Origin of the sequence: Pseudomonas sp. BN102, from assembly GCF_029871245.1 — a bacterium.
Lineage (GTDB): Bacteria > Pseudomonadota > Gammaproteobacteria > Pseudomonadales > Pseudomonadaceae > Metapseudomonas.
Map to the genome: position 1 here is coordinate 33,007 of NZ_SSON01000040.1, position 26,483 is coordinate 59,489.

The 26,483-nt window shown below is 63.4% G+C and carries 21 protein-coding genes and 3 pseudogenes; 7 read left to right on the forward strand and 17 right to left on the reverse strand.

The window, feature by feature from the left end; all coding sequences use genetic code 11:
• Positions 1 to 57: 57 nt before the first annotated feature.
• From E8F12_RS07720 to E8F12_RS07735, 4 genes are all read right to left on the reverse strand, one after another.
• Positions 58 to 1,005, reverse strand: coding sequence for a FecR domain-containing protein (locus E8F12_RS07720; RefSeq protein WP_280324664.1), 948 nt, complete (start codon positions 1,003 to 1,005; stop codon positions 58 to 60).
• Positions 1,002 to 1,517, reverse strand: a complete 516-nt coding sequence (locus tag E8F12_RS07725) for a sigma-70 family RNA polymerase sigma factor (protein WP_280324665.1) — start codon at positions 1,515 to 1,517, stop codon at positions 1,002 to 1,004. Before E8F12_RS07725 ends, E8F12_RS07720 begins: the two co-directional genes overlap by 4 nt.
• Positions 1,518 to 1,955: 438 nt before the next feature.
• Entirely contained in the window at positions 1,956 to 2,249 is a 294-nt protein-coding gene (locus tag E8F12_RS07730) for a hypothetical protein (protein WP_280324666.1), read from the reverse strand.
• A gap of 349 nt (positions 2,250 to 2,598) precedes the next feature.
• Positions 2,599 to 3,240, reverse strand: coding sequence for a response regulator transcription factor (locus tag E8F12_RS07735; RefSeq protein WP_280324667.1), 642 nt, complete (start codon positions 3,238 to 3,240; stop codon positions 2,599 to 2,601).
• A 406-nt stretch (positions 3,241 to 3,646) separates the two neighbouring features.
• Here E8F12_RS07735 and E8F12_RS07740 point away from each other — a divergent pair, with 406 nt between their 5' ends.
• The 3 genes from E8F12_RS07740 (at position 3,647) to E8F12_RS07750 (ending at position 10,159) form a co-directional block, all read left to right on the forward strand.
• Positions 3,647 to 7,915, forward strand: a complete 4,269-nt coding sequence (locus E8F12_RS07740; protein WP_280324668.1) for a response regulator — start codon at positions 3,647 to 3,649, stop codon at positions 7,913 to 7,915.
• A 66-nt stretch (positions 7,916 to 7,981) separates the two neighbouring features.
• The gene (locus tag E8F12_RS07745) at positions 7,982 to 9,124 is read left to right on the forward strand and encodes a response regulator (protein WP_280324669.1); all 1,143 of its coding nucleotides are present in this window, start codon (positions 7,982 to 7,984) and stop codon (positions 9,122 to 9,124) included.
• Positions 9,125 to 9,382: 258 nt separating this feature from the next.
• Positions 9,383 to 10,159 (forward strand): class I SAM-dependent methyltransferase, encoded by a 777-nt coding sequence (locus E8F12_RS07750; RefSeq protein WP_280324670.1) that lies wholly within the window; start codon positions 9,383 to 9,385, stop codon positions 10,157 to 10,159.
• 72 nt (positions 10,160 to 10,231) lie between these two features.
• On the opposite strand, the gene E8F12_RS07755 is transcribed toward E8F12_RS07750, so the two are convergent.
• The 4 genes from E8F12_RS07755 to E8F12_RS07770 all read right to left on the reverse strand — a co-directional run bounded on the left by E8F12_RS07755 (position 10,232) and on the right by E8F12_RS07770 (position 12,955).
• Positions 10,232 to 11,143, reverse strand: coding sequence for a LysR family transcriptional regulator (locus E8F12_RS07755; protein ID WP_280324671.1), 912 nt, complete (start codon positions 11,141 to 11,143; stop codon positions 10,232 to 10,234).
• Positions 11,144 to 11,224: 81 nt separating this feature from the next.
• On the reverse strand, positions 11,225 to 11,653 hold the full coding sequence (locus tag E8F12_RS07760) for a nuclear transport factor 2 family protein (protein WP_280324672.1): 429 nt from the start codon (positions 11,651 to 11,653) through the stop codon (positions 11,225 to 11,227).
• 176 nt (positions 11,654 to 11,829) lie between these two features.
• Positions 11,830 to 12,333, reverse strand: coding sequence for a GNAT family N-acetyltransferase (locus E8F12_RS07765; protein ID WP_280324673.1), 504 nt, complete (start codon positions 12,331 to 12,333; stop codon positions 11,830 to 11,832).
• Between the two features lie 292 nt (positions 12,334 to 12,625).
• Positions 12,626 to 12,955 carry a DUF2388 domain-containing protein gene (locus tag E8F12_RS07770; protein ID WP_280324674.1) on the reverse strand — a complete coding sequence of 110 codons (330 nt, stop codon included), beginning with the start codon at positions 12,953 to 12,955 and terminating at the stop codon, positions 12,626 to 12,628.
• Between the two features lie 190 nt (positions 12,956 to 13,145).
• Here E8F12_RS07770 and E8F12_RS07775 point away from each other — a divergent pair, with 190 nt between their 5' ends.
• Positions 13,146 to 14,828 carry a thiamine pyrophosphate-binding protein gene (locus E8F12_RS07775; protein WP_280324675.1) on the forward strand — a complete coding sequence of 561 codons (1,683 nt, stop codon included), beginning with the start codon at positions 13,146 to 13,148 and terminating at the stop codon, positions 14,826 to 14,828.
• Between the two features lie 186 nt (positions 14,829 to 15,014).
• Here the strand turns inward: E8F12_RS07775 and E8F12_RS07780 are convergent.
• A pseudogene (locus E8F12_RS07780) lies at positions 15,015 to 15,959 on the reverse strand (EamA family transporter).
• A 60-nt stretch (positions 15,960 to 16,019) separates the two neighbouring features.
• On the opposite strand from E8F12_RS07780, the pseudogene E8F12_RS07785 reads away from it, so the two are divergent.
• The 3 genes and pseudogenes from E8F12_RS07785 to E8F12_RS07795 all read left to right on the forward strand — a co-directional run bounded on the left by E8F12_RS07785 (position 16,020) and on the right by E8F12_RS07795 (position 18,484).
• Positions 16,020 to 17,444: pseudogene (locus E8F12_RS07785) on the forward strand (PLP-dependent aminotransferase family protein).
• An 84-nt stretch (positions 17,445 to 17,528) separates the two neighbouring features.
• Positions 17,529 to 17,836: pseudogene (locus E8F12_RS07790) on the forward strand (alpha/beta hydrolase); the annotation flags it as partial.
• A 129-nt stretch (positions 17,837 to 17,965) separates the two neighbouring features.
• Positions 17,966 to 18,484 (forward strand): DinB family protein, encoded by a 519-nt coding sequence (locus tag E8F12_RS07795; protein WP_280324676.1) that lies wholly within the window; start codon positions 17,966 to 17,968, stop codon positions 18,482 to 18,484.
• On the opposite strand, the gene E8F12_RS07800 is transcribed toward E8F12_RS07795, so the two are convergent.
• The 8 genes from E8F12_RS07800 to E8F12_RS07835 form a co-directional block, all read right to left on the reverse strand.
• Positions 18,481 to 19,398 carry a LysR family transcriptional regulator gene (locus tag E8F12_RS07800; protein WP_280324677.1) on the reverse strand — a complete coding sequence of 306 codons (918 nt, stop codon included), beginning with the start codon at positions 19,396 to 19,398 and terminating at the stop codon, positions 18,481 to 18,483. The genes E8F12_RS07795 and E8F12_RS07800 overlap by 4 nt on opposite strands.
• A 130-nt stretch (positions 19,399 to 19,528) precedes the next feature.
• Entirely contained in the window at positions 19,529 to 19,966 is a 438-nt protein-coding gene (locus E8F12_RS07805; protein WP_280324678.1) for a DUF1801 domain-containing protein, read from the reverse strand.
• Between the two features lie 423 nt (positions 19,967 to 20,389).
• A complete protein-coding gene (locus tag E8F12_RS07810) occupies positions 20,390 to 21,256 on the reverse strand; it encodes an ABC transporter permease (protein ID WP_280324679.1) in 867 nt (288 codons plus the stop codon).
• A 15-nt stretch (positions 21,257 to 21,271) separates the two neighbouring features.
• Positions 21,272 to 22,132: an ABC transporter ATP-binding protein gene (locus E8F12_RS07815; protein WP_280324680.1), complete on the reverse strand. Its 861-nt coding sequence runs from the start codon at positions 22,130 to 22,132 to the stop codon at positions 21,272 to 21,274.
• 4 nt (positions 22,133 to 22,136) lie between these two features.
• A complete protein-coding gene (locus tag E8F12_RS07820) occupies positions 22,137 to 23,183 on the reverse strand; it encodes an ABC transporter substrate-binding protein (RefSeq protein WP_280324681.1) in 1,047 nt (348 codons plus the stop codon).
• A gap of 39 nt (positions 23,184 to 23,222) precedes the next feature.
• Complete coding sequence (locus tag E8F12_RS07825; protein ID WP_280324682.1) at positions 23,223 to 24,116, reverse strand: TauD/TfdA family dioxygenase; 894 nt, start codon at positions 24,114 to 24,116, stop codon at positions 23,223 to 23,225.
• A 517-nt stretch (positions 24,117 to 24,633) separates the two neighbouring features.
• Positions 24,634 to 25,800, reverse strand: a complete 1,167-nt coding sequence (locus E8F12_RS07830) for a M20 aminoacylase family protein (RefSeq protein WP_280324683.1) — start codon at positions 25,798 to 25,800, stop codon at positions 24,634 to 24,636.
• Positions 25,801 to 25,814: 14 nt separating this feature from the next.
• Positions 25,815 to 26,420 (reverse strand): amino acid permease, encoded by a 606-nt coding sequence (locus E8F12_RS07835; RefSeq protein WP_280324684.1) that lies wholly within the window; start codon positions 26,418 to 26,420, stop codon positions 25,815 to 25,817.
• Positions 26,421 to 26,483 lie beyond the last annotated feature (63 nt).

Here is a 26,483-nt window from a genome sequence, read left to right on the forward strand (position 1 = left end):
CTTTTCGGGTTCATTTGTCTCTGATGACAAGCGAGCCGAAAAAAAGGGACAGCCTTTTCATCCAGCCCTCGTCCGTGGCACCAGGCTGACCCAGTAGCGGGTGCGGTAATGGACCTCCAGCGGCAGGCTCGCCGCCAGCAGGTCGAGCACCTGGCCGGTGTCGTCCAGGCGGAAGGTGCCGGTCACCGCCAGCGATTCCAGTGCCCGGTCCCAGCGCAGCAGACCGGGACGATAGCGGTCCAGCTCGCGCAGGAAATCGCCGAGCTTCTGGTTGTCGACCATCAGCACGCCCTGCTGCCAACCCGGCTGCGTGCTGTCGAACGGCGCGGTGCCAGTCACGCCGTGGCTGCCAAGGCGGGCACGCTGCCCTGCGCCGAGCGTCAGCGCCGGGCCGGCCTCGGGGAACAGCTGCACGCTGCCGCGGTAAACCGAAACCAGGCAGCCCTGATCGAGCTGACGCACGCAGAAGTGCGCCTGCCCGGCCAGGATGCGGCCCTCGCGGGTGCGTGCGTCGAGCGGCTGGTCGCCCGCGCTTTCGAGGTCGATCTCGCCATCCACCAGGGTCAGGCGCCGTTGCCCATCCCGAAAGTCCAGGTCCACCGCGCTGGCCGTGTTGAGCCACAGCAGGCTGCCATCGGCCAGGCGCAGTTCGCGTCGTTCACCGGTGGCGGTACGAATATCGGCGCGCCAGTTCGCGACCGGCAGTTCGCGATAGGCCAGCCAACCCGCCGGGGCCAGGGCGGCCAGGACCAGCGCCCGCTTGAGCACCTCGCGCCGGCCGACCTCGGCCCGCCCCAAGCTGGCCATGGCGACGCTGCTGGGCAGGCCGTCGAAGCGCTGGCGCAGCAGTTGGGCTTTCTGCCAGGTTTGCTCATGGCTTGGACAGTGCTCGCGCCAGCGCCGCAGGTTGTCGTGGTCCGCAGCGCTGGCCCGGCCAGACTCCAGCAGAGTCAGCCAGCGCGCCGCCTCGCGCGCGACCCGTCGAGCGGAATCCTTGCGTTTCACAGGTCCACCAGCAGGCAGTGCTCGTAGGCCTTGGCCATGTAGCGCTTCACGGTACGCTCGGAAATGTCGAGGCGACCGGCGATCTGCGCATAGTTGAGGCCTTCGAGCTGGGCCCAGAGGAACACGCGGCGCACCAGCACCGGCAGCCCGTCGAGCAGCTCGTCCAGGGCTTGCAGCGTCTCCAGCAACAACCAGCGTTGCTCCGGAGACGGCACCTGGTCCGCCGGCAGCGCCGCCAAGGCGTCCAGGTAGGCACGTTCGAGGCTGCGGCGTTTCTGGTGGTTGATCAGCAAGCGCTTGCCCACCGTCAACAGGTAAGCGCGTGGCTCGCGCAAGTCTGCGAGGGGCTGTTGCTGATGGCTCGCCAACACGCGGACGAAGGTGTCCTGGGTCAGGTCGGCTGCATCCCAGGCATTGCCCAGTCGCCGCCGCAGCCAGCATTCCAGCCAGCTGCGGTGATCGAGATAGAGGTTCTGCAGGGAATCACCGGGTGCCACAACTGTATCGTTCATTCTGCGCACGCCGGAGCGGAAAGGTAGGTCGATCTCAAATGCGATTGATTCTACTTAAGCGCAATGAACAATCCAACTCCCGTCTGTATTAACCCTCGTTGGGTTCAAATGCAGGTCGGGTGCGCATGGCGCACTCTGCGAGGGATCACCTGCCGGAGTCATGCCTCGGGCTTCAGGTGTGAAATCCTGATGACTTCCCCCCGTGTCGCCGTCGGCGCCTGACCATTCGGGGGCGTGCATTCCTGCACGGGATAGGGGTAGTGCCTGAGGAGCCAATGGACCTCTTCTTGCACCGCGTCCGGGAGCCCCGTGTCACGGGTCAGCCCGATGAGGAAATCCCAGGTCTGGATGACCGTCTGGGCACGATCGCTTGGCAAATTCATATAGATCTCCGAACGCTTGAGCGGCGGTATGAGCCCGGAACACAGCACTGGGAACTCATCGTTTCCCTTTCATGCAGAGGACGGCGAGGTACCCGCCCCAGACAACGCTGGCCATGGCGACTATCTGATAGAAATCGAAGGTGCTCTGGCCCGCTAGCACAATCGAGGTTTCGATATAAAGGAACAGCGCGCCCACGATCAGGGCCAGGAAGTAAGCGGCACGATTCTTGGTCCGGCGTAACAACATAACTCTCTTGAGGCCCTCGTCCCTCCATTTCCGAGTAGGCATCTGCTGGATTTCCTCCAGCAAGACCGCGCCCCAGAGCAGAGCACACAACCAATAACCCATGACTCATCCTCCAACGTTCAACAACGTTCAGTCCGGGTTCGGTCCCGGAGTGGATTGTTCTTGTTCACTTGACGTTCGGTGAATTGGCGGCCCGGAAGGCAACGCGTCTGACGTGCGATCCAGGCGGATATCGGTGCAGTCAATCAACGGCGTGGTTCGACCTCCTTCTGCCCCGCAAGGGACAAGACTGTGGGGAGTTCAACTATGCCGACCCGGTAAAAACCACAACATCACCGTTAGCCGGACATCCATGTAGCGGTTTCGGCCAAGCGCTTGTCGTCGATCGACTACAAGCGGGTCCGGGCAATGGGCTGGAAGGATGCGGGGACGCTGCGGCAGAGCGGCTGGCTCAGGTCAGCAAGCCATGCTCGAGGGCGTAGCGGGCGAGCTTGGCGTTGCTTTCCATCCCGGTCTTTTCAACGATGCGTGAGCGGTAGGTGGTGACGGTACTCGGGCTCAGGTGCAGGATTTCCGCGATGCGGACGATCTTCTCGCCGGCGGCGAGCAGTTTCAGCACCTCGAGCTCGCGATCGGACAGCGCTTCGTGTGGCAGTGCATCGCCTCGGCCAATGGCGTTGACCAGCTTCTCCGCGAGTTCCGGACTCACGTGCTTGCCGCCCAGGGCTGCCTTGTGTACAGCCGCAACCAGGGTCGCGGCGGAAATATCCTTGGTGAGGTAGCCGGCGGCCCCCTGCTTGATGGCGCGCAACGCATAGGCTTCGACCGAATGCATGCTCAGCATCAGCACGGCCAGCTTGGGCTGTTCCGCACGCATCGAATTGAGCAGCTGGAGGCCGCTCTTGTCCGGCAGCCCGATATCGACCAGCGCCACATCGAACTGGCATTCCCGGACCAGGCGCATGGCCTCCTGCGCCGTTTCGGCTTCACCGGCGACGTCCATCTCGCCATCGGTCTCCAGCATGCGTCTCACGCCATTGCGTACGATGCTGTGGTCGTCCACCAGCAAAACCCTGATTCTGCGGTCAGCCATCTGTAGACCCTCATCACGCCAGCCGGCGCCACCTCAGGCCGCACGCCTGGATGGTCCGCTCACCCTGCCCTGCACCGCAGGGTGACGACTTCTGCCTGACCACCCTAATCCCGGCGAGACCTGGCCGGCAAGCGACCAGGCAGCCACCAGGACACCGCTCATCCCCGACAGCGCCGGATAGCCCATCCAGCGCATGCGCCCTCCTCGCTTCGCCAAGGACCTATATTTTTCATGCTGGGAAGCCGGCTCTCGCGCAATGGCGCTCCAAAGAGTGCAGAGCAAGCGGTCGGGTGCGTTTCGCTGTCCTGGTGCCCCGGCATCCGGGCGACAGGCTGCACCTGGGAACCCCTTCGTATGGGCTGGGCAGACTATGGGCACCGAGACGGCAGCACTCGAAACACGGGAGATGCAGACCCTCCTGGCGACGCTCAAGGCGTTCCGCAAAGGCGACTTCACCACCCGCATGCCGGAAGACTGGACCGGCATGCCGGGCAAGATCGCCGACGCGCTCAATGAAATCATCGACATGGCGGCGGATATAACCAGCGAGTTCGAGCGCGTGTCCCAGCTCGTCGGCAAGCAGGGCAAGGTCAACGAGCGTATCCAGCTGCCGCTGATGAAGGGCTCCTGGCGAAAGACCGTCAATGCGAGCAATTCGCTTGCCGACAATCTCCTCAGCCCGATGAATGAAATGATTCGTGTCATCGACTCGGTCGCCGAGGGCGACCTGCGCCAACAGATACCGAGAGAGGTCAACGGCGTGCGCCTCCAGGGCCAGTTCCTCAAGTCGGCGGAAATCGTCAATACCATGGTGACGCGCCTGAGCTCCTTCGCCTCCGAGGTCACCCGCGTCGCCTGGGAGGTGGGCACTGAAGGCATTCTCGGCGGCCAGGCGAAGGTCGCCGGCGTTTCCGGCACCTGGAAGGACCTCACCGACTCGGTGAACGGAATGGCCGCCAACCTGACGACCCAGGTGCGCAACATCGCCTACGTGACCACCGCAGTGGCCAACGGCGACTTGAGCAAGACCAGCACCATCGAGGCCAAGGGCGAGATCCTCGAACTGAAGAACACCATCAACACCATGGTCGGCCAGCTCTCCAGCTTTGCCGACGAGGTGACCCGCGTGGCCCTGGAAGTGGGCACCGAAGGCAAGCTGGGCGGGCAGGCGAAGGTCCGCGGCGTATCCGGTACCTGGCGCGACCTGACCGAGTCGGTCAATGGCATGGCCGCCAACCTGACCACCCAGGTGCGCAACATCGCCCAGGTGACCACCGCGGTGGCGCGCGGCGACCTGAGCAAGAAGATCACGGTGGCGGCCCTGGGCGAGATCCTCGAGCTGAAGAACACCATCAACACCATGGTCGACCAGCTTTCCAGCTTCGCCGCCGAAGTGACCCGCGTGGCACTGGAGGTGGGCACCGAAGGCAAGCTGGGCGGCCAGGCGGAGGTCCGCGGCGTATCCGGCACCTGGCGCGACCTGACAGAGTCGGTCAATGGCATGGCGGCCAACCTGACCACCCAGGTGCGCAATATTGCCCAGGTCTCCACGGCGGTGGCCCGCGGCGACCTGGGCAAGAAAATCACGGTGGAGGCCAAGGGCGAGATCCTGGAACTGAAGAACACCATCAACACCATGGTCGACCAGCTCTCCAGCTTCGCCGCCGAGGTGACCCGCGTGGCCCTGGAAGTGGGCACCGACGGCAAGCTGGGTGGCCAGGCGAACGTACCGGATGCCGCCGGCACCTGGCGTGACCTGACCGACAACGTCAACGGCCTCGCGGCGAACCTGACCAACCAGGTGCGGGCGATCGCCGATGTGGCCACGGCCGTGACCAAGGGCGACCTGACTCGCAGCGTGCAGGTGGAAGCCAAGGGCGAAGTCGCGGAGCTGAAGGACAACGTCAACGAGATGATCCGCAATCTGCGTGAAACCACGCGGCAGAACGCGGAACAGGTCTGGCTCAAGACCAACCTCGCCAAGTTCACCCGCCTGCTGCAGGGGCAGCGCGACCTCGCCGCGGTCTCCAGGTTGGTGCTGTCCGAACTGGCGCCGCTGATCGACGCCTCCCACGGGGTGTTCTACCTGATGACCGAAGGCCAGCAAGAGCCGCCGAAGCTCAAGCTGCTGTCGACCTATGCCTACAAGGAGAACATCAATGTGAACGATGAATGGCGGCTCGGCGAAGGCCTGGTCGGCCAGTGCGCCTATGACAAGCGGCGGGTCCTGCTCACCGACGTACCCAGCAGCTACGTCGCGATCTCCTCGGGCCTGGGCGCCGCCGCCCCGCTGAACATCGTGGTGTTCCCGATCCTCTTCGAGGGGGAAGTCAAGGCCGTCGTCGAGATGGCCTCCTTTACGCCCTACAGCCCCATCCACCAGGTCTTCCTGGATCAGCTCGCCGAGTCGATCGGTATCGTACTCAACACCATAGAAGCCAACATGCGCACCGAGGAGTTGCTCAAGCAGTCGCAGCTGCTGACCCAGGAGCTGCAGCTCCAGCAGGAAGAACTGCGCCAGACCAACGAGGAACTGGAGCACAAGGCCAGGCTGCTGGCGGAACAGAAGACCGAAGTCGAGCGCAAGAACCGTGAAGTCGAACTCACCAAGCTGTCGCTGGAGGAAAAGGCCGAGCAACTGATGCTGACGTCCAGGTACAAGTCCGAGTTCCTCTCCAGCATGTCCCACGAACTCAGGACTCCGCTGAACAGCCTGCTGATCCTCGCCCACCAGTTCAGTTGCAACTCGGACGGGAACCTCACCCCCAAGCAGGTCGAATACGCCAAGACCATCCACGGGGCGGGCAAGGACCTGCTGGAGCTGATCGACGAGATTCTCTACCTGTCCAAGATCGAATCAGGCACCGTCACCCTGGACTTCAACGAAACCCTGTTCGCCGACTTGCGCAACCAGATCGAACGGACCTTCCGGCCGGTCGCCGAAAGTCGGGCACTGTCCTTCACCATCGACATGGCGCCGTCCCTGCCCGCCGGCATCTGGACCGACGAGAAGCGTCTGCTGCAGGTGATCCGGAACATGCTGTCCAATGCCTTCAAGTTCACGGAGAAAGGCGGCGTCAGCATCAGCATCGCCCCCGCCACATCCGGGTGGAGTGTGAATCACAGCGGGTTGGACCGCGCCGATAGGGTGCTCGCCTTTATCGTGTCCGATACCGGCATTGGCATTTCCGCCGACAAGCAGAAGCTGATCTTCGAAGCCTTTCAACAGGCGGATACCGGCACGTCGCGCAAGTACGGCGGCACCGGACTCGGGCTGTCGATCAGCCGCGAACTCACGCTGCGGCTGGGCGGCGAACTGCGGCTGGTCTCCAGCGATATCGACAAGGGCAGCACCTTCGCCATGTATCTGCCGCTGCGCTCCGGCGATGCCGACCATCGGCCGCCCAGCCAACTCGCCGCCGACGACGGCGACCACGTCAGGCGCGCCGACATCCCGCAGCCCCTGCAACTGGCCGACGACCGCGAATCCGTGCAACCGGGCGATCGGGTGCTGCTCATCTTCCAGAGCGACACCAGGCTCGCCAGTCTCTTGCTGGCCGCTGCGCACCGCGAGGGCTTCAAGGCCATCGTCACGAGCCGTGGCGCGGACGCACTGGCACTGGTCGAACGCTATGGCCCCATGCTGGTCAGCCTTGACCTGGACCTGCCGGACATGGGCGGGTGGTCAACGCTCGAACAGCTCAAGCGCAACTTCGCCACGCGCCATATCCCGGTCCAGGTCATCTCGACCGATGACGACCGCGCCCGGGGGCTGAGTTGCGGGGCATTCTCCTATCTGGTCAAACCGGTGGCGGCGGATGAGGTGCAACAGTCACTGGCCAGCCTGGCCAAGTTCGCCCAGCGGCAGGAAAGGACGCTGCTGGTGGTCGACGGCAATGAAGACGAGTGCAATCGCCTGCTCGATCTGCTCGGCGACGACTCCATACGGATAGATACCGCCGGCAATGCCAGCGAAGCCCAGAAGCGCCTGGGCAGGAAGCGCTACGACTGCCTGGTGACCCATCTCAAACTGGCGGACATGGCCGGCAGCCGGCTGCTCGACACGCTGCGCAGCATCGACTCGCTGCATACCCTTCCCACTGTCGTCTACGGGGCCGAGTCGCTGTCCAGGCTGGAGCGGAAACAACTCGGAACCTCGATCGACAAGCATCTGGTCAAGGAAGTCCGCTCCCCGGAACGCCTGCTCGACGAAACCATGCTGTTCCTGCATCGGCCGGTTTCCAGCCTGTCCCAGGCACAGCGGCAGATGCTCGAACGGCTCTACGAGGCCGCGGAAAGCCTGGAAGGCAAGAAAGCCCTGGTAGTAGACGATGACGTGCGCAATATCTTCGCGCTCACCAGCGTGCTCGAAGCCAATCGGATGCAGGTGATCTCGGCCGAGGACGGCCACACCGCCATTGAGTTGCTCTGGCGACATCCCGACACCGACATCGTGCTGATGGACATCATGATGCCCGGGATGGACGGTTTCAAAACCATGGAGCAGATCCGCGCGATCATGCAATTCGAAGCCTTGCCGATGATCGCGCTGACGGCCAAGGCGATGAAGGGCGACCGGGAGAAGTGCATCGAGGCGGGTGCTTCCGACTACGTCAGCAAACCGGTGGACACTGCCCGGCTGCTCTCGCTGATACGCAAATGGCTGTATCGCTGACTATGCTTTCCGTAGCGTTCCACGGCTGCCCGACAGCGTAAGCAGGGGCGCGGGAACAGGTTCGGCATGCCTACCCATCAGCAAGAAATCGAGGTATTGACGGGAGCGAGCCCGCTCCGGCACCTCCCCTCGCCGGATGGCGTGCCGGCGGCTGTGCTGCTGGTGGACGACAATCCGGCCAAGCTCACGGCGTTGGCTGCGATGATCAGCGACATGGACCTGGACGTCGCCACCGCAGGCTCCGGCCGCGAGGCACTGCGCATGCTGCTCCAGCGCGATTTCGCCGTGATCCTCCTCGACGTGAAGATGCCGGAAATGGATGGCATCGAAACCGCGAACCTGATCCATGGCCGCCCGAAGTCGGCCTATACGCCCATCATCCTCGTGACCGCAGAGACCAATGCGGACTCGGAAAGCATCCGCGCCTATACCTCCGGCGCGGTCGACTACATCTTCTCGCCCATAGTACCGGAGGTCCTCCGCGCCAAGATCAGGGTGTTCGTCGACCTGTTCTACCTGCAGCGCCGGTTGACCCTGCAGACCGAGGAGCTGCTGCAATCGAAACTGCAGTTGCACGAGCTGGTCTCCCATGAAGAACAGGTCAAGGAAGAAGAGCGCAAGCGGATCGCGCGGGAGATCCATGACCAGCTGGGACAAAGCCTTCTGGCGCTGCGCATGGATGTTTCCATGCTGCAGGACCGCATCGCCACCCTGCAGCCGGAGCTCTTCGAGACGGCGAGCGATGCCCTGAACCACATCGACACGACCATAGGCAGCGTGCGGGGCATCATCAATGACCTTCGTCCCCCTGTGCTCGATCTCGGGTTGCAGGCAGCCCTCGAGTGGCAACTCGAGGAATTCCGGCTGCGCACCGGGACCGACTGCCGGATGCTGGTCCGGAATGCGAGCCTGCACGACGAGCTGGATGACCAGCGCGCGACCACGCTGTTCCGTATCGTCCAGGAATCGCTGTCGAACATCACCCGGCATGCGCGCGCGACACAGGTCATGATCGAGCTCTTCGAGGAAGGTCGCTGCCTCCACCTGCAAGTCAGCGACAACGGCGTCGGCATCGCGGATCAGGGCAAACGCAACGCCTTCGGTCTGGCCGGGATGAAAGAGCGTGTCAGCATGCTGGGAGGGGAATTCAGGGTAGAGAGCGTGCCCGGCAGCGGGACGCTGCTGGCCATCGTGATGCCGCTCGATTGAGCACAGGATCACCGGATCAGCATCAGTGAATGCTTTGGTTATGTTCCGGTCATGTGTGGCAACAGGCCGGAATTTATTTCGCGAGAAAGCTCGCTCCTACGGGCCTCCAAGCGCGTCGGTTGATGCCTGGCAACAGCTAACGGAGACATAACCAATGCTTTTGCCCCAGGCTCCGCACAGATCACAGACATATAAAACTTATATTTTTCGCCCATCAACCATGCAATTACCCTATGCATAACAGGCAGAGGTACTCACATGGTATCCGCGACTTTCAAAGACCACTTCTCATCCGGCTCCGCGAATTACGCCGCTCACCGGCCCACCTACCCGATTGCGCTGGTCGACGAACTGGCCGCTGTCAGCCCCGGTCACGGACTGGCGCTCGATTGCGGTTGCGGTACCGGCCAGTTGTCAGTGCTGCTGGCCGAGCGCTTCGACCGCGTCGTCGCGACGGACGCCAGCGCCGCCCAGGTGGAAAGCGCCCAGCCCCATGAAGGGGTGACCTACCGAGCGGCGCTCGCCGAAGACAGCGGGCTCCCCGACACCAGCGTCGACCTGATCACCGTTGCCCAGGCCGCCCACTGGCTGGACCTGGACAAGTTCTACGACGAGGTGCGCCGCATCGCACGGCCCGGCGCCGCCGTGGCGCTCATCACCTACGGCGTGCTGCACGTTGAAGGACCGGTAGATTCCCTGGTCCAACGCTTCTATCACGAAACCATTGGACCGTACTGGCCTGCCGAGCGGCGTCACGTCGAAGAGGGTTACCGCAACCTGCCCTTCCCGTTCCAGGAGCGGCAGCTTCCGAGCCTGGCCATCGAGGTCTGGTGGACCCTGGAAGACCTGCTGGGCTACATCAACACCTGGTCCGCCGTGAAGGCCGCCGAGAAGGTGCTGGGCGCCAATCCGGCCGTGAGTCTGGCAGCGGAAATGCGCGAGGCGTGGGGTGATCCGCAAGTCCGGCGCAGAGTCACCTGGCCCTTGTCATTGCGCGTCGGCAATGTCCAATCGACCAGAAACTCTGAGGCGTAAGGTCTGGGTAGAGCAAAAGGACCACGTGCCGGCGAAATGCCTCGGCTAGCGGTCTTGGTTTCCGGCTCGGGCTCAATCGCCCCGGACCGGGCGCCCATGGGCATAGGCCTTCAAATGATCCAGCAAGGTGGTGGCGGCCTTGCTCAACGGCCGGTCCGACGGCCAGCAGATCCCAACCTTCAGTTGATCGCCCTCTTCCTTGGGCAAACGGAGCGGTTGGATATCGGGCTCATTGTCGATGGCGGCCAGCGGCAGTGTCGTCGCGGCGAGCCCGGCCCTGACCGCAGCGATGAGCAGTGACGGATTCTCCGATTCCAGGGCAATCCTGAGCGGCATTCCCAGTGCAGTGGCGTGCCGCTCCATCAGGTCTCGCTGGTGGTAGCCGGGGGGATAGGCCGCCAGGGGAACGGCCAGGAGCTTCTTCCAGGTGATGTTCTTGCCGGCCTTGTGTTGCTTTGCCAGTGCCGGCGCTATGCAGGCGACATTTTCAAGGTTCCAGAGCAGCTCCGTCTCGACACCGTTCTGGGGTCCCTGGAATGCGGTCAGACCGAAGTCCAGGCCTTGATCCCGCACCAGCTTCTCGACTTCCAGCGCGCCGGCCTGGAAAGCACGGACCCGGATGTCGGGATGCTGAGCCATGAAAGCAGGAAGAACCTGCGCCAGGGCAAACTGGGTAACCATAGCCGGAGCGGCGATACGGACATGCCCTATGGCCAGCCGCTCCAGATCCTGGATCTCGTCCCTGACCCCTTGCAGCACCGCAATCGCGGGCGCAGCGCGGTCGCGAAGCAACCGGCCGCTTTCGGTGAGCTCGACGCTACGCCTGGTGCGCAGGAACAGCTTCGTGCCCAACTCGCGCTCCAATTCCTTGATGGCGATGCTGACAGCCGATTGGGCGATATGGAGGACGTTAGCCGCAGCGGAAAACCCGCCGTTTTCCACCACGGCCATGAAGACTTCGATGCGGCGCAGCTTGATATTCATGATTCAGATCCACAGCCCGGCCTCCATATATTAGGAAGATGGATAACCCTTGCCCAGCCGGCGTTGTGGCGAGGCGGAAATCTAGGCCTTGGCTGCGGCCAGGTAGGCGCCCAGGCGCTGGCCCATCTCCGCGCCGAGAGCCTGCAGGCCGCTCATGGGACGGACCATTACCTCGAAATCGACGATCTTCCCCTGCTCGTCGAAACGGATCATATCGATGCCCTTCAGTTCACGCCCATCGACCTTGGCGCTGAACTCCAGCACCACGCTGAGGCCGTCGGCCGTGACCAGCTGGCGGTAATAGGTGAAGTCGACGAAGACCTTGATCACGGTATTGAGAATGGTCGAGACCACTGCCGGCCCCGGATATGGGGTGTGCGCCATGGGCGAACGGAACACCACATTTGCCGCCAGCAGTTCGGGCAGCGCAGTGAGGTCGCGCCGGTCGAGCATGTCGTGCCAGCGTTGCAGCGAGGCGGCGGCCTGGGGGTGCAGATGCAGTTCGGTCATCGGGAGTTCCTCTCGTTCGTTCTTCTTGTCGAGGTCCGCTCGGCGCGAATTGACGCGCCGATCAGTCTGGTGAGAAGGACAATACGACCCGGAACACCCTGGCTCAATGATCGAAAATGACAGTTGAATGATCCTGGCGCACAGGCGAACCCGCCCGGTGAACCGAGCGCGGATAGTCAGTGAATCGCCTGTGTCACCAGGAAGCTCAACAGCTGCTGATCGTCATCCGGCTCGATGGCATGCACCGGCCGCGGCAGTTCCTCCAGCACCGAACGCCAGAAGGCCTGGGCCAGTTCATCCTGACCGTAGAAACGCACCAGCCAGTCCGCCCCCCCGCTCGTCAGCACCTGCGTGGCCAGCGCCCGGCCGATACCCTGCCGGCGATACTTCTTCAGGATGAACAGGTCCGCCAGCTCCTGGGCCTCAAGCCCCGGCAACTCGCTTCGCTCGATCAGCAGGAAGCCGGCGATGAAGCCATCCACCAGAATCAGGTTGGCGCTCCACTGCGGCTCCTGCCAGTAGCGCGCCAGATGCGCCTCGTGGATGTAGAAGCGGCCGTCCACCTCCACATCTTCCTGTTCCCAGTCCGAGGACTCGTAGGCATAGAACTGGTACAGGTTGCGGATCAGCTCGGCGTGCTCGGGGCCGGTCTGCACCAGCTCGACCGTGGCGCTGCTCATGGCTGGGCCTCGCGCCAGGGCTGGCAGCGGAGGAAGGAATCGGCAATCGAAGGCATGGGAGTCTCGCTGAAGGGATCGGGCAGCGCCGGCCCCATCGGGGCTCGCCGTTTTGCATGGCGCTATTTTTTACAAAACGGATTGCCGATGCCATCGGTAATTTCCCCGGCTGGCGCCTCTCGGCGCCGAGGACGCCACAGCGGTACCGGCCGCCGGAAAGCGAACCAGACCGCCATGTGCCCTGACCGGGGACTGTCTCCATCCTCACCAGCCGCGTATGGCCGCTGGAATGGCCTTAGCGGGCGGCGGTGCTCGCGGAGAGTATCGCGCTGGCCAGCTCCTGGTCGCTGCGCCCCTGCATGGCGGGATTCTCGTTGCGCAGTCGCTGAAGTTCGGCTTCGAGGTAGGGACCCCGTATGGCGCCGTCACTGGCGATGAAGCTGCTCGCATCATCCCGCACGGGCCCGACGAGCTTATTGTCGTGATCGCCGCTGGTCAGGTAGCTGGACGCGGTGGTGGCGCCGGTGGAAACAAGGTTGCGCAGCAGGTCATCGTCCTCGGCCACGGCCGAAGCGAAGGGAACGGCAAAGAGAACGAGGGTTGCAGCGGTATTGCGAAAACGCATGGTGACTCCTTGGGTGTTTGCTTCACCCTCAGATGGCGGCGCCCTCGGCGAGTTCCTCCTCGCCCGATAATTCTTCGGCTGAATTCCCCCGAGGAATGAAATACTTCGAAGATGTCGTTTGTGCGGGTAGTAGAAGCTGCGCAGAATCCAGGCCATGCCATCACTACCCCTGACTGCTCAAGGAGGTTCCATGCAACCGTCCGCCCCGCACCGCACCGGAGGCCAGGTCCTGGTCGATGCCCTGCGCATCCACGGTGTCGAGCGCGCCTTCTGCGTTCCCGGTGAAAGCTACCTCGCCGTCCTCGATGCCCTGTACGACGCCCGCGAAGCCATCGACCTCGTCGTCTGCCGACAGGAAGGCGGCGCCGCCTACATGGCAGAGGCCTACGGCAAGCTGACCGGCAAGCCCGGCATCTGCTTCGTGACCCGCGGACCGGGCGCCACCAATGCCTCGGTGGGCGTGCACACCGCCTTCCAGGACTCGACGCCGATGATCCTCTTCATCGGCCAGGTGGCCCGCGACCAGCGCGACCGCGAGGCCTTTCAGGAAATCGATTTCCGCGCCATGTACGCGCCGCTGGCCAAGTGGGTAGTGCAGATCGACGACGCCCGGCGCATTCCGGAACTGCTCAGCCAGGCCTTCCACCGCGCCCTCAACGGCCGACCGGGCCCCGTGGTGGTGGCCCTGCCCGAGGACATGCTGACCGAGGTGGTGGAGGTCGCTGACGCCGGCCCCGTTCGGGTCATCGAACCCCACGCCAGCGCTGCCGACATGCAAGCACTTCGCCACTTGCTCGACCGGGCCGAGCGGCCGCTGATGATCCTTGGCGGTGGCGGCTGGAACGCCCGCGCGGTGGCGGACATCCGCCGCTTCGCCGAGCGCCACGACCTGCCGGTGGCCGCGTCCTTCCGCTGCCAGGACCTGTTCGACAACACCCACCCCAATTACGCCGGGGACCTGGGCTTCGCCGCGGGACCGAAGCTGATCCAGGCGGTGAAGGATGCCGACCTGCTGCTTGTGGTGGGCTCGCGCCTCGGCGAAGTCTCCACCAGTGGCTACAGCACCCTGGACATCCCCGTGCCCCGGCAGGCCCTGGTGCATGTGCACCCTGGCATCGAGGAACTGGGGCGGGTCTACCAGCCCACCCTGGGCATCAACAGCGGCATGACCGCCTTCGCCGCGCTGGCGGCGGAAATGCCCGAAATCGATGGCAAGCGCAGCCCGGACTGGACCGGCGCACTGAACTGCAACTACCGCGACAACCTTGTCCTCACCACCTCCCCGGGGCCGGTGCAGATGGCCGAGATCATCGCCTGGCTGCGCGAACGCTTGCCCACCGACGCCATCCTCACCAACGGTGCGGGCAACTACGCGGTGTGGCTACAACGCTTCTACCAGTTCCGCACCTTCCGCACCCAGTTGGGCCCCACCAACGGCTCCATGGGCTACGGCGTGCCCGCCGCGGTGGCGGCCAAACTCACCTGCCCGGACCGCATAGTGGTCGCCTTCTCGGGTGACGGCTGCTTCCTGATGAACGGCCAGGAGATCGCCACCGCGGCGAGCTACGGCGCCAACGTCATCTTCATCGTGGTCAATAACGGCATGTACGGCACCATCCGCATGCATCAGGAGCGCCACTACCCGGGCCGAGTCAGCGGCACCGACCTGCACAACCCGGACTTCGCCGCCCTGGCGCGGGCCCATGGCCTGCACGGGGAAACAGTGGAGCGCACCGAAGACTTCGCGCCGGCCTTCGAACGCAGCGCCGCCGCCGGCCGCCCGGCCCTGATCGAAGTGCGCATCGACCCGGAAGCCATCACGCCCCGGCAATCCCTCAGCCAGATCCGGCGCGAGGCGCAGGGCAAGGGGTGACCGCTCGGCCTGGGAGTAATGGAGGCCAACCGGAAGCGCGGTTCGACTGGCAGCCGGAGGGGGGGCGAGGCCTACCGAGGTAGCAGAGGCATGACTCCGGCACGTGGTCCCTCGTAGGGTGTGGCGGGCAGCGTTCCGCTGGAGCGAAGCGATACCCATCAGACGACGTCTTTGTAGGCCATGATGTCATGCCTTCTTCAGTAGGAACCTTTCCAGCGGCACCTTGGTGATCGCGAAGCCGGCCAGTAGAAGCGCGGAATAGACCGCGAGGTCATAAGAGACTGGTTGGCCCTCATATCAAGCGCCGATGATTACGGCGAACACGGGAAATATGATGAAGACGAACGACAGCACCACTGGACTCATGCGTTTGAGCAGGAAGAAATAGACGATAAAGCCACCCACCGATGCGCACAGCCCGAGGTAGGCCAGCGCACCCCAGGAGCGGGTACTGACGGCGGGAAAGTCCGGTTGTTCTATCAGGAGCCCCGCCAGGAAGAGCAACAGCCCGGCTACACCGATGGGCAGGGTGTTGTAAGTGATGACGCCGATCTCGGCGCCCCTTTGCTTGGTTACCACGTAGCACAGTGCATGCATAAGTGCGGCGGCGAGGATGGCCAGCACGCCGCCAAAACCAGAACTCTCCAGGTTCATGCCCTGGCTACGGAGGATCATGAACAGGCTGCCGAATCCGATGGCAATGCCAAGCACCTGGGACAGGTAGATTCGCTCGCTGAGAAAGAGCGCCGAGAAGATCAGGATGAATACCGGCATACAGCTGAACAGCAGTGCGGTGAGCCCCGAAGAAACATGCAACTCACCGTAGTTCAACAGGTAGTACGGCAAGCCGAAGTAGCACAGTGTCACGAAGGTGAAGAAACCTAGCCGCGCTCTCGGAAAGAGGATCGAGTCGCCTCGCAGCAGGGCGAAGCAGAGGAACAGCGGGAAAGCGATCAGGAAACGCAGGCCGGAGGCCGTGAGTGGCGGCACGGTTTCCACAGCGATCTTGATGCCCAGCCAAGTGGTGCCCCAGCTGACGCAGACAATGAGAAACAGGAGCGCACTGACCAGTCTGGAGAACCAACGCAATTTTGTCGTGCTCAGCCCAGAGGCGGACTCTAGAATTGACATGATATCAATGCATCCAATTTGCTAGATTTATGCAGTTAATTCACGCTACTTGGACTTCAAATGACCGTCAATCCGATTAATGACACCCTATCATTGCTCAGAAATGCGCTGGACTCGGGCCAGGGATCCAAATACAAGCGTCTGGCCGATGCAATGGAAAAACAGATTCGCAGCGGCCGCCTGGAGGCCGGCAGCAAGCTGCCGCCCCATCGAATCCTCGCCGATCGCCTGGGCGTCACCACCGGTACGGTCAGCCGCGCCTATGCCGAACTGGAGTACCTGGGGCTGGTGATCGCCAGGGTGGGCGACGGTACTTTCGTGCTTCACCGCGAGCTCGCCCACAAGAGGGATGGGGGCTTTCGCAACGCTACGGAAGAGACGGCCGGACATCTCGACATGAGCCGCAACATGCATATTCCGGGGCAGGAAACTGCCTTCCTCGCCAGGAGCCTGATGCAGTTGGCCGGCGAACCACAGTGATTGCACGAACTGATGGTCTACAGCCCGGAACAGGGGTTGCCGCGCCACCGCCAGAATGGCGCCCACTGGCTGGCCAACGGCAAGTTCCAGCCACGGACGGAGCAGGTGCTGTGCACCAACGGTGGCCAGCACGGTTTGCTCTGTACGCTGATGGCGCTGCTGCGACCCGGCGATACCGTCGTCACCGAGCAACTCACCTATCCCGGCCTGATCAGTGCCGCGCGCATGCTGGGCATCCGGCTGCTGGGGGTGGAAATGGACGAAGAAGGCCTGATACCGGCGGCCCTGGACGATCTTTGTCGGCACAACCGGGTGAGCGCCCTCTATTGCACCCCTACCCTACAGAACCCCACGACGGCGGTGATGTCGCCTACGCGACGAGAAGCAATTGCCGAACTATGTCGGGAACATAACCTACTTGTTATCGAGGACGAGGCCCACGCTGTTCTACTGGAGGACCGACCGCTGCCGTTGAGCCACTGCGCGCCAGAGCGCAGCATCCTGATCAGCGGCATGAGCAAGGCGGTAGCGGCGGGTCTGCGCGTGGGCTACCTACACGCTCCGGCGGCGCTGGTGGGACGGCTGGCGGCGGCCCTGCGCGGGTCCTGCTGGATGGCTACGCCGCTGGCGATGGAATTGGCCAGTGACTGGATAGAAAGCGGCATCACGGAGCAGTTGCTGCACCAGCAGATCAGCGAGATAGAACGGCGCAAGGCACTGGTGCAGGGGCTGCTGGAGGGACTGAACTACCGGACGCACCCACAGAGCCCGCATTTTTGGATCGAAGTACCAGAGCCCTGGCGCGCCTCCGATGTGGAGGCAGAGCTGAAATCGAAGGACTACCTGATCTCAACGGCTGAAGCTTTCGCCGTGGGCCGGGCGACGGTGCCCCAGTTCGTGCGAGCCAGCGTCAGCAATTCATCCCATGATGACGGGTTGCTGGTGGAGGGCTTCCGGGCACTCGCCGCTGCCCTGCGACAGGAGGTTGGAGCGGTACAGGAGTGATCGGATTGCATTTCCGGCGAAGACTATCGCGAGTAAATCGCTAACGTTCCTTCGACGACTTCATCGAACCCGCCCGCCACGCCCTACGCCAGCGCGCGCTATGCCGCCGGCCTGCACCACAAGGTACTGCCGGCGCGGTGCGCGGGATTTTCGAATCCATGGTCCAGCTGTCCGACCATGGCGAACTGATAGACAAGTTCATTGCCCTGCCCTTCTCCAGGATGTTCATGTACGGCGAGCTGAACGCATCGCTGTCGTACCTGGCCTACATCCAGAGCCAGGGGGTGCAGTTGGCGGAGTTCCGCAGCTGCGGGCATTTCCCCATGTACTCCAACCCCACCGCCATGTGGGAGCGCATCGCCTATCTGCACCGCCTCTGCCCCACCGACTGATGACCCCGGCCGCCACGCGGCCCACCAGATCCTTTCATTGCTGACGGACTCTCCCCGTGGACACCCTCGACCCCTGGCCTACACTCGATCGAGTTCGTCGCCAGCCACGCACCGCAGAGGGGACATTTGATGATCAACGTTCGCACGGCCACGATGCTTGCCCATTACAAGCAGTGGGTCGATCAACGGCTCTTCGAGAGCCTGGTTTCATTGCCACCCGACGAAGTCGGCAAGGAACGCCAGACCCTATGCAAAAGCATCATCGGCACGCTGAATCACATCTATGTGGTCGATTGCATCTGGCAGGCTCACCTGACGCACAAGGAGCACGGTTACAAGACGCGACTGGAAGTGCCGCACCCTGAACTGGACGAACTCCAGGCTGCTCAGTTGGCCATCGATGAGTGGTTCATGTCATGGAGTGCCCAGCAGACGGACGAGTCGCTGAATGAGCCAATTGAATTCGCATTCGTGTCGGGAGATCGCAGCGTCATGACGGCAGGCGCCATGCTGATGCATGTCGTCAACCATGCGTCCTATCACCGTGGGTGCGTGATCCAGATGTATATCGAGATTCCAGCCAAGCCGCCAATCACCGACCTTCCCGTGTTCCTGAGGGAATCTTTCCCCACGTACACGACAGGCTAGAAGGAAGGTTCCGGCGCGGACATATGCTCCACGATCCTTTCGCGCAGCCAGCGTTCGGCAGGATCGTTGTCCGTCCCACCACTCCACACCATGGACAGCTCAGACGTGACGATGGGGAATGGAGGGTCATCGGCGCGCAGGCCACAGCCTTCGATCAACGCCGCGGCGGCGTAGTCGGGAACCGTAGCGAGCATTTCGGTACCCGCGAGGATCGCGCGCAGACCACTGAACTGAGGTACTGCCAGCACGACCCGACGTGTCCTGCCGACCCTGGCCAGGTCATTGTCGATATTCCCGCTCAGGTCACCTGAGAACGACACGAGCGCATGGGGACGCTCGCAGTACTCATCCAGCGTCAGTGCTCCGGGACGGTTGTCGCCGCGCAGGATCTTGCAGCGCAGGTTACGCAATCTCTTACGCTTGGCATTCGCCGGCAATTCCGTGGTGTAGCTGATGCCAACCGATATCTCCCCGGATCCGAGCATCGGCGACATCAGCAGGAAATTCACCCGGCGTACGACGACTATTATCTCAGGCGCTTCCTGGCGGATCTGGTGGAGCAGCGGAGGAAACAGCCCGAACTCGACATCGTCCGACAGGCCGATCCGGAACGTGCCGTGGTAGGTCGCCGGGTTGAACTCCTTGGCCCTGCTGACTGCGCTGGAGATCGTGTCCAGGGCGGGTTGCAGCTCTTCGAGTATCTCCAGGGCCCTCTTGGTGGGCTCAAAAGTACGACCGCTCCGGACCAGCAACGGATCGTCGAACAGGTCGCGCAAGCGCGCCAGCGCTGCGCTGACTGCCGGTTGGCCGAGGAAGAGCTTTTCCGATGCACGAGTCAGGTTCTTCTCGAACATCAGGGTTTCGAAGACCACTAACAGATTCATGTCTACACGACGCAGATCATTGCGGTTCATCTGGGCCTCCCGCCGGTTGTAGCTGCCTTGAATACAGCGGCCTGACTCCGTCGATCGTCATTGTCCGCTGTCGCCGAGGCCGGATCAGCGCTTCGGAGAACACGTCCTTTCGCCTGCTCCCCGGTGCCGATCAAGCGCTCCTGGTTTTCCGAGAACGGGCGACGCGAGCGGCCCCATTGAGCGCCACTGCGGCACGAATGAGCGCCTGCAATCCCTTTTCATCGATCCTGTCGCCCTCATGGAAATCGATGGCACGCCGGGTGTTGCCGTCGAGGCTGGAATTGAAGAGGCAAGATGGGTCCTCCAACGAAGCCCCCTTGGCGAACGTCATCTTCACGACACTCTTGTACGTCTCACCGGTGCAAAGGATTCCGTCGTGCGACCACACGGGAACCCCTCTCCACTTCCACTCCTCGGCCACTTCGGGGTCAACCTCTTTGATGAGCGCTCGGAGCCGGGCAAGCATCTCACCCCGCCAATCGCCCAGCTCCCTGATCCGCTCATCGATCAGCCGCGAGGCAGAACCGCCCTCCTCCGCTGCCTTTGAGCCGATATTCTCCTTCGTCATGATGGCGGCGTCCTCTTCCTGGTGGTTGTCGTTCGTCCGACGCCTGAGTATCGCTCACTGACGATTTCCCGCCAGGCAAAATGAACGAGAGGCCGATTGCTGCCTTTCGTCATAGCTTTCGACCCGAACCGGCGTCAGCGCATCTGTTTCCCCGCAAAATCTCCGTTGAACTGGCAAGCGTCAAACCCGACCAAACCACACCTCTAGGTGCAGCTGAACACGTACCGAGCGCGGTACAAGGCCAAGCCGGCGCTCTTCTAGGCCGGCCGTCGATCCACTGGGTGGCGCGCTCGAATAGTTTCTGCGCGACAGCATTCACGCAATCTGCTGCTACCAAAACGGCGCAGCCCCCGCCAAGTCCCATATACGGATGCAATCCGGGACACCGTGTTCCCGGATCGCATCCTGGCTATTTGGCAGACCTCAGCGCTGCATTCCCCAGCGCTTGACGGTGATCCGCTCCAGGCTGGCGAACACCAGGTTCTCCACCAGCAGGCCGATCAGGATCACCGCAGCGAGGCCGGCGAACACCTTGTCGGTGTAGAGCTCGTTGCGGTTCTGGAAGATGTACCAGCCCAGGCCGCCCTTGCCGCTGGTGGCACCGAACACCAGCTCGGCGGCGATCAGCGTGCGCCAGGCGAACGCCCAGCCGATCTTCAGCCCGGCGAGGATCGACGGCAGCGCCGCCGGGATCAGGATGAACAGCACGAAGCGCAGGCCCTTGAGGCCGTAGTTGCGCCCGGCCATGCGCTGAGTCTCGGATACCCCGAGAAAGCCGGCGTAGGTGTTCAGCGCCAGGGCCCAGAGCACCGAATGGATCAGCACGAAGATCAGGCTGCTCTCGCCCAGGCCGAACCACAGCAGCGCCAGCGGCAGCAGGGCGATGGCCGGCAGCGGATTGAACATGGCGGTCAGGCTGGACAGCAGGTCGCGGCCGAGCTGGGTCGACACCGCCAGGGTGGTCAGCAGGAAGGCCAGGCCGATGCCGGCCAGGTAACCCTTGACCAGCACCGCCAGGGAAATCGCCACCTTCTCCAGCAGCTCGCCGCTGGCGACGCCCTCGACGAAGGCGCGGGCGGTCTGCAGGAAGCCCGGCAGCAACAGGTCGTTGGCCTGGTAACGGGCGACCAGCTCCCAGGCCAGGGCCAGCAGCAGCAGGATCAGCGACTTGCGCAGCCAGCCCTGTTGCCAAAGGCGCTGGGCCACGGGCAGCTCGCGCTCCAGGGGCAGGTCGTCCAAGGGGGCGAGGACGATTTCGTATTCCTCGCGGTGTACACCGGAAGCAGTCATGGCAAGGGTCTCGCTTCAATAGGCAATGCGGATGTCCTGGAAGCCCAGGTCGCTGGGCAGCGGCCCGCCGTCCTGGTCGAACAGCAGCCGGTGGATGCGCTGGGCGGCGTTCTGGAAGGCCACGCCGCCGAGGCTGTGCAGGTCGAACTGGTGGCTGTTGATCTCCGCCCGCACCCGCCCCGGATGGGGCGACAGCAGAAGGATGCGGTTGCCCACCACCAGCGCCTCCTCGATGGAATGGGTGACGAACAGCAGGGTGAAGCGCACCTCGTCCCACAGCTGCAGCAGCTCTTCCTGCATCTTGCGCCGGGTCAGGGCGTCCAGCGCGGCGAAGGGCTCGTCCATCAGCAGGATCTTCGGCTGCATGGCCAGAGCCCGGGCGATGGCCACCCGCGCCTTCATACCGCCGGACAGGGTGTGCGGATAGGCGTCGGCGAAGGCGGCCAGGCCGACCTTCTCCAGGTAGTGCAGCGCCCGTTCCTCGGCCTCGCGGCGCTTGAGCGTGCGCGAGGCCAGCAACGGGAACATCACGTTCTGCTTCACCGTCTTCCACGGCGGTAGCTGGTCGAACTCCTGGAACACCACGATGCGGTCGGGGCCAGGTTCGCGGACCGGCACGCCATCGAGGCGGATGCTGCCACCACGCGGGGCGATGAATCCGGCCACCGCCTTGAGCAGGGTGGACTTGCCGCAGCCGGACGGGCCGAGCAGGACGAAGCGGTCGGCCGGGTCGACCTCGAAACTCACCTCGTGGGTGGCGCGCACCACCCGCTGCGGGGTGCGGTATTCCAGGCTGACCGACTCCACCTGCAGCACCGGCCGCAGGTAGGTGTCACGGGTTGTGCTGGCCAGGTGGCCTGGCAACGGGGCATTCATCGCATCAGCTTCCTTGCAGCGGGTGTGCTTCGTCCTGGAAGAAGTAGTCCTGCCAGGACGCCGGCTTGTTCTTGATGGCGCCGACGCGATGGAGGAAATCCGCCAGCGGGTAGGTGTTGGTGGGGTTCACGCTGAACTGGATCTGCTCGCTGCCGATGACCTTCAGCAGGTCCTCGCGGCTGATCTTGGCGCCGGTGACGCGGATGTAGGTGTCGGCGGCGGCGCCCTTGTCCTTCTGGGCGAACTCGGCGGCCTCGGCCAGCGCCGCGACGAAGGCCTTGTAGGTCTTGGGGTTCTCCTGGCGGAACTTCTCGGTGGAATAGAGCACGGTGGGCGAGTTCGGGCCGAGCAGCTCGTAGGTGTCGAGCACCACGTGCACGTCGGGGGTCTCCAGGGCCTGGTTCTGGAACGGCGGGTTGGAGAAGTGCCCGGTCAGTTCGGTGCCGCCGGACTTCAGCGCGGCGGTGGCGTCCGGGTGCGGCAGGGCCACGGTGTATTTGTCCAGGCGGGCGTATTCCTGGTCACCCCACTGCTTGGCAGCGGCGTACTGGAGGAAGCGCGATTGCACGGAAACCCCCACCGCCGGCACCGCGATGCGGTCCTTGTCACCGATGTCGGCGATGGTCCTGACCTTCGGGTTGTTGCTCACCAGGTAGTAGGGGAAGTTGCCCAGGGAAGCCACGCCCTTGACGTTCTGCCGGCCGTGGGTGCGGTCCCAGATGGTCAGCAGCGGGCCGATGCCGGCGCCGGCGATGTCGATGGAACCGGCCAGCAGTGCATCGTTGACCGCCGCGCCACCGGACAGCTGGTTCCAATCCACCTTGATGTCGAGGCCCTCGGCCTTGCCGTGCTTCTCGATCAGTTGCTGGTCGCGCACCACGTTGAGCAGCAGGTAGACGACGCCGAACTGTTCGGCGATGCGGATCTGCCCCTCGGCCCGGGCCGCGTCGGGCACGGCCAGGCCGGCCGTCAGCAGGCTCAGGCCGAGTCCGAGTGTGCCGGCCAGGCGGCCGAACCTGGGAATGAAGGAAAAGCGTTTACCTAGAGACATAACGAGCTCCATACAGTCTTCAACGGAAGGGGGATCAGGTCAGAACGGGGCGTCGCCCTGGATGGTGGTGCGGTGCATGCGCCGGCGAAGGTGGTTGGGGCAGCCGGTGGCCAGGTGGATCACCGCCCGGTTATCCCAGAACACCAGGTCATGGGGCTGCCAGCGGTGCCGGTAGATGAACTCGGGGCGCGCACTGTGGGCGAACAGTTCGGCGAGGATCTGCCGGCTTTCGTCTGCGGGGATATCGAGGATGTGGGTGGTGAAGTTCTCGTTGACGAACACCCCCTTGCGGCCCGTCTCCGGGTGCGTGCGCACCACGGGGTGGACCACGGCCTTGACCTCGGCGAGCTGGGCGGCGGTGAGCTGCGGCCGCTGGATGCCCTGAAACACCTCGTCGGCATAACGCGCGGTATAGGAGTGGGCCGCGCGCTTTCCCTCGATGGCCTGGCGCAGGGTCTCCGGCAGCGTCTCGTAGGCCAGTTGCTGGCTGGCGAACAGGGTGTCGCCGCCCTCCTCCGGCAATTCCTGGGCGAGCAGCATCGACCCCAGACTCGGCAACTCCTTGTACGACAGGTCCGAATGCCAGAACTTGCCGGCATCGCCCAGGCCGACGGGGCGGCCGTTCTCGACGATGTTGGAAATGATGAAGATCTCGGGATGGTTCTCCAGCAGGAACTGCTTGAGCACATGAATCTGCAGCGGCCCGAAACGGCGGCTGAAGGCGATCTGCTGTTCGGGGGTGATGCGCTGGTCACGGAACACCAGCACATGGTGGTCCAGGTGGGCGCGGTGGATACGGGCGAAATCCGCGCCGTTCAGCGGCCGGGCCAGGTCCAGGCCGACGATCTCGGCGCCCAGGGCGGCACCGGCAAAAGGCAGGATATCGAAGCGCTGCGGCTCGGCCGCGGCAACAGTCAGGGAAGCCACTGACATAGGGAACTCTCCATACATACCGCGCTTGTGGCGCGCATCAATCAGGAACGGGCGTTATCTCCGCGATCGTTCATTCTTGCGGCGCGCCGATTGGTCGGCAGGTACGCATGGGATGCAACTGTATAGGTATAAGAAATTTAATTTAAATATCTTTTTTGAATATGTTTATGGCTTTCGCCCCGCCCCCTCCCGCGCGGGAACGGGCCCGCCAGCCGCCCCGCTCCACCAGGCTGTCGAACTCGCACTCGGGCCCCGGCGGCGATGCCCGGCAGGGTGCTCTTGCCGCAGCAGAACACCAGGCCGGCCCACTAACCCGTCTGGCGCCTGCATAGTCTGCCAAGGAGTTGGCGAAGACTGAGCGTGAGGCCAAGCAGATGCTTGCCTCGTCTGGCGCGGTCGCTCTCCTGGCACGGGTGCGGGGCGAAGTGGAGGCACAGAGCGGAGCCATCTTGCGCAGCTGGCACCTGCCGCGCTCCCAAGAGGAGCCCTATGGAAGGACTCCTGATGGAGCAAACAACTAGAGGGGCAAGCTCAATCGAACGACCTCGGCGAAGTAACGGGCACCGATGCCCAGGATGGCGTCGTTGAAGTCGTAACACGCATTGTGCAGCGGGATCGCGCCAGCTTGTCCTGCGGTGCCGTTGCCGATGAATACGAAGTTGCCGGGAACCTTCTGGATGAATGCGCCGAAGTCTTCGGAAATCATCATCGGCGATACCTCGCCATCCACCGCTTGCTCACCCACCACATTCCGCGCCGCCGCCACGGCAATTGCGGTGTGCTCAGCCCAGTTCACGGTCGGCGCGAACTCATGGGTGTACTCGAACTCACAGGTCGCACCATGCATGACGCAGATACCCACGCAAATCTCGCGCATGCGGGTTTCCAGCAGTTGCTGCACCTCAGGGCTGTAGCTCCGCGTATCCCCCTTGATGGTGACGTGGGTGGGGATCGCATTGCGGATGCCGTCGGTGATGAACTCGGTGCAGGAAATCACCGCCGGCAAACTGGGGTCGAGGTTCCTCGATACGATGGTCTGAAGTGCCAGGACAATCTCCGCACCGATCACCATCGGGTCGATACCCATGTGCGGCCTGGCGGCGTGCGTGCCCCTTCCCTGGATGCGAATGACGAAGTTGTCCTCGCTCGCCATGATTCCGCCCTCCCGGGTTGCGATGTGGCCGGCAGGCATACCCGGCATGTTGTGCGCCCCGTAGATGGCGTCGACCGGGAAGCGCTCGAACAACCCATCGGCCATCATCGCCTTCGCTCCGCGCCCATGCTCCTCCGCCGGCTGGAAGATGAAGCGCACGGTGCCATTGAAGTCGCGTCGGGTGCAGAGCAGTTCCGCAGCGCCAAGCACCATCGCCATGTGCCCGTCATGCCCACAGGCGTGCATCTTTCCTGCAATCTGCGAGGCGTGTTGCCGGCCCGGTGCCTGCTCAGCAATGTTCAGGGCATCCATGTCCGCCCGCAGACCTATAACGCCCCCGCCCTCGCCTACCGTAAGGCTGGCCACGAGCCCGGTGCCGCCGATCTCGCGATGTACCGCGAGGCCAAAGCTCTGAAGAATCCTGGCAACTTCTTCCGCCGTGTTGAACTCTTCAAAGCCGGTCTCAGGAAGCCGGTGAAAGGCATGCCGCCATTCTTTGAGTCGCAGCTGAAAATCCTGGTCAACAACCATTTGCTCTTTTGCTCCTATTGCTGGGCTATGGCAGGACGCTCGGTTGCACCTGCGGGATGAATAGATGCCGTTGCATTCTCCTCAGCGGTCATGCGCCAGACGACGCTTTCGTCGAGATAGTGAGTTCGGTAACCACTCCGCACACCGAGGTGGTAGAAGGCCAAGGCCAGTACAGCCACGACCGCCATGTCCCATCCCGCTGGCAATAGGCCGATGCCACCAAATTCCTTGCTCCCCAGGTACAACACCGCAGCCATAACCGGCAGGTAGCCAATCAACCAGGCGGCCGCACGCAGGTCCCGACTGAAGCCTTTCCAACCCGACTTGGCTTGGAAGTAAAAGAAGATCGGCAAGGCAGCCATGAAGCCTACCAGCGAGCCATGTGAGTAACGGGCATAGCGGACCATGCCACCGGACTCGGGAAACATCGCCCCCATTTCTGCATAGGTCAGGGCAATCGCCAGCACCACGACGGCGCCGATGATCCAGGCCAGGATCGCCGCCGGTCCCGCAATCGCCGAAGCGTGCCAGGCGCCGAACAACCAGCCGGAGCCGATGATGGAGCCGAGGCCTGTGAGCATCAGCGACCATGACCCGATGTTTCGTTTTGTGGTTTGCATTTCGCGCTCCATTGTTTTTTTTGTGCGGAGTTGTCCGCGGAGAAGAGACGACGGTCTCTTCTC

Bases quoted from the DNA above. Each gene is read 5' to 3' on its own strand.
- E8F12_RS07765 (WP_280324673.1), bottom strand. From the start codon at position 12,333: ATGAGCAGCGCCACGGTCGAGCTGGTGCAGACCGGCCCCGAGCACGCC.
- E8F12_RS07820 (WP_280324681.1), bottom strand. From the start codon at position 23,183: ATGTCTCTAGGTAAACGCTTTTCCTTCATTCCCAGGTTCGGCCGCCTG.
- E8F12_RS07835 (WP_280324684.1), bottom strand. From the start codon at position 26,420: ATGCAAACCACAAAACGAAACATCGGGTCATGGTCGCTGATGCTCACA.
- E8F12_RS07735 (WP_280324667.1), bottom strand. From the start codon at position 3,240: ATGGCTGACCGCAGAATCAGGGTTTTGCTGGTGGACGACCACAGCATC.
- E8F12_RS07805 (WP_280324678.1), bottom strand. From the start codon at position 19,966: ATGACGAAGGAGAATATCGGCTCAAAGGCAGCGGAGGAGGGCGGTTCT.
- E8F12_RS07755 (WP_280324671.1), bottom strand. From the start codon at position 11,143: ATGAATATCAAGCTGCGCCGCATCGAAGTCTTCATGGCCGTGGTGGAA.
- E8F12_RS07740 (WP_280324668.1), top strand. From the start codon at position 3,647: ATGCAGACCCTCCTGGCGACGCTCAAGGCGTTCCGCAAAGGCGACTTC.
- E8F12_RS07730 (WP_280324666.1), bottom strand. From the start codon at position 2,249: ATGGGTTATTGGTTGTGTGCTCTGCTCTGGGGCGCGGTCTTGCTGGAG.
- E8F12_RS07810 (WP_280324679.1), bottom strand. From the start codon at position 21,256: ATGACTGCTTCCGGTGTACACCGCGAGGAATACGAAATCGTCCTCGCC.
- E8F12_RS07750 (WP_280324670.1), top strand. From the start codon at position 9,383: ATGGTATCCGCGACTTTCAAAGACCACTTCTCATCCGGCTCCGCGAAT.
- E8F12_RS07830 (WP_280324683.1), bottom strand. From the start codon at position 25,800: ATGGTTGTTGACCAGGATTTTCAGCTGCGACTCAAAGAATGGCGGCAT.
- E8F12_RS07725 (WP_280324665.1), bottom strand. From the start codon at position 1,517: ATGAACGATACAGTTGTGGCACCCGGTGATTCCCTGCAGAACCTCTAT.
- E8F12_RS07760 (WP_280324672.1), bottom strand. From the start codon at position 11,653: ATGACCGAACTGCATCTGCACCCCCAGGCCGCCGCCTCGCTGCAACGC.
- E8F12_RS07775 (WP_280324675.1), top strand. From the start codon at position 13,146: ATGCAACCGTCCGCCCCGCACCGCACCGGAGGCCAGGTCCTGGTCGAT.
- E8F12_RS07800 (WP_280324677.1), bottom strand. From the start codon at position 19,398: ATGAACCGCAATGATCTGCGTCGTGTAGACATGAATCTGTTAGTGGTC.
- E8F12_RS07825 (WP_280324682.1), bottom strand. From the start codon at position 24,116: ATGTCAGTGGCTTCCCTGACTGTTGCCGCGGCCGAGCCGCAGCGCTTC.
- E8F12_RS07795 (WP_280324676.1), top strand. From the start codon at position 17,966: ATGATCAACGTTCGCACGGCCACGATGCTTGCCCATTACAAGCAGTGG.
- E8F12_RS07770 (WP_280324674.1), bottom strand. From the start codon at position 12,955: ATGCGTTTTCGCAATACCGCTGCAACCCTCGTTCTCTTTGCCGTTCCC.
- E8F12_RS07815 (WP_280324680.1), bottom strand. From the start codon at position 22,132: ATGAATGCCCCGTTGCCAGGCCACCTGGCCAGCACAACCCGTGACACC.
- E8F12_RS07745 (WP_280324669.1), top strand. From the start codon at position 7,982: ATGCCTACCCATCAGCAAGAAATCGAGGTATTGACGGGAGCGAGCCCG.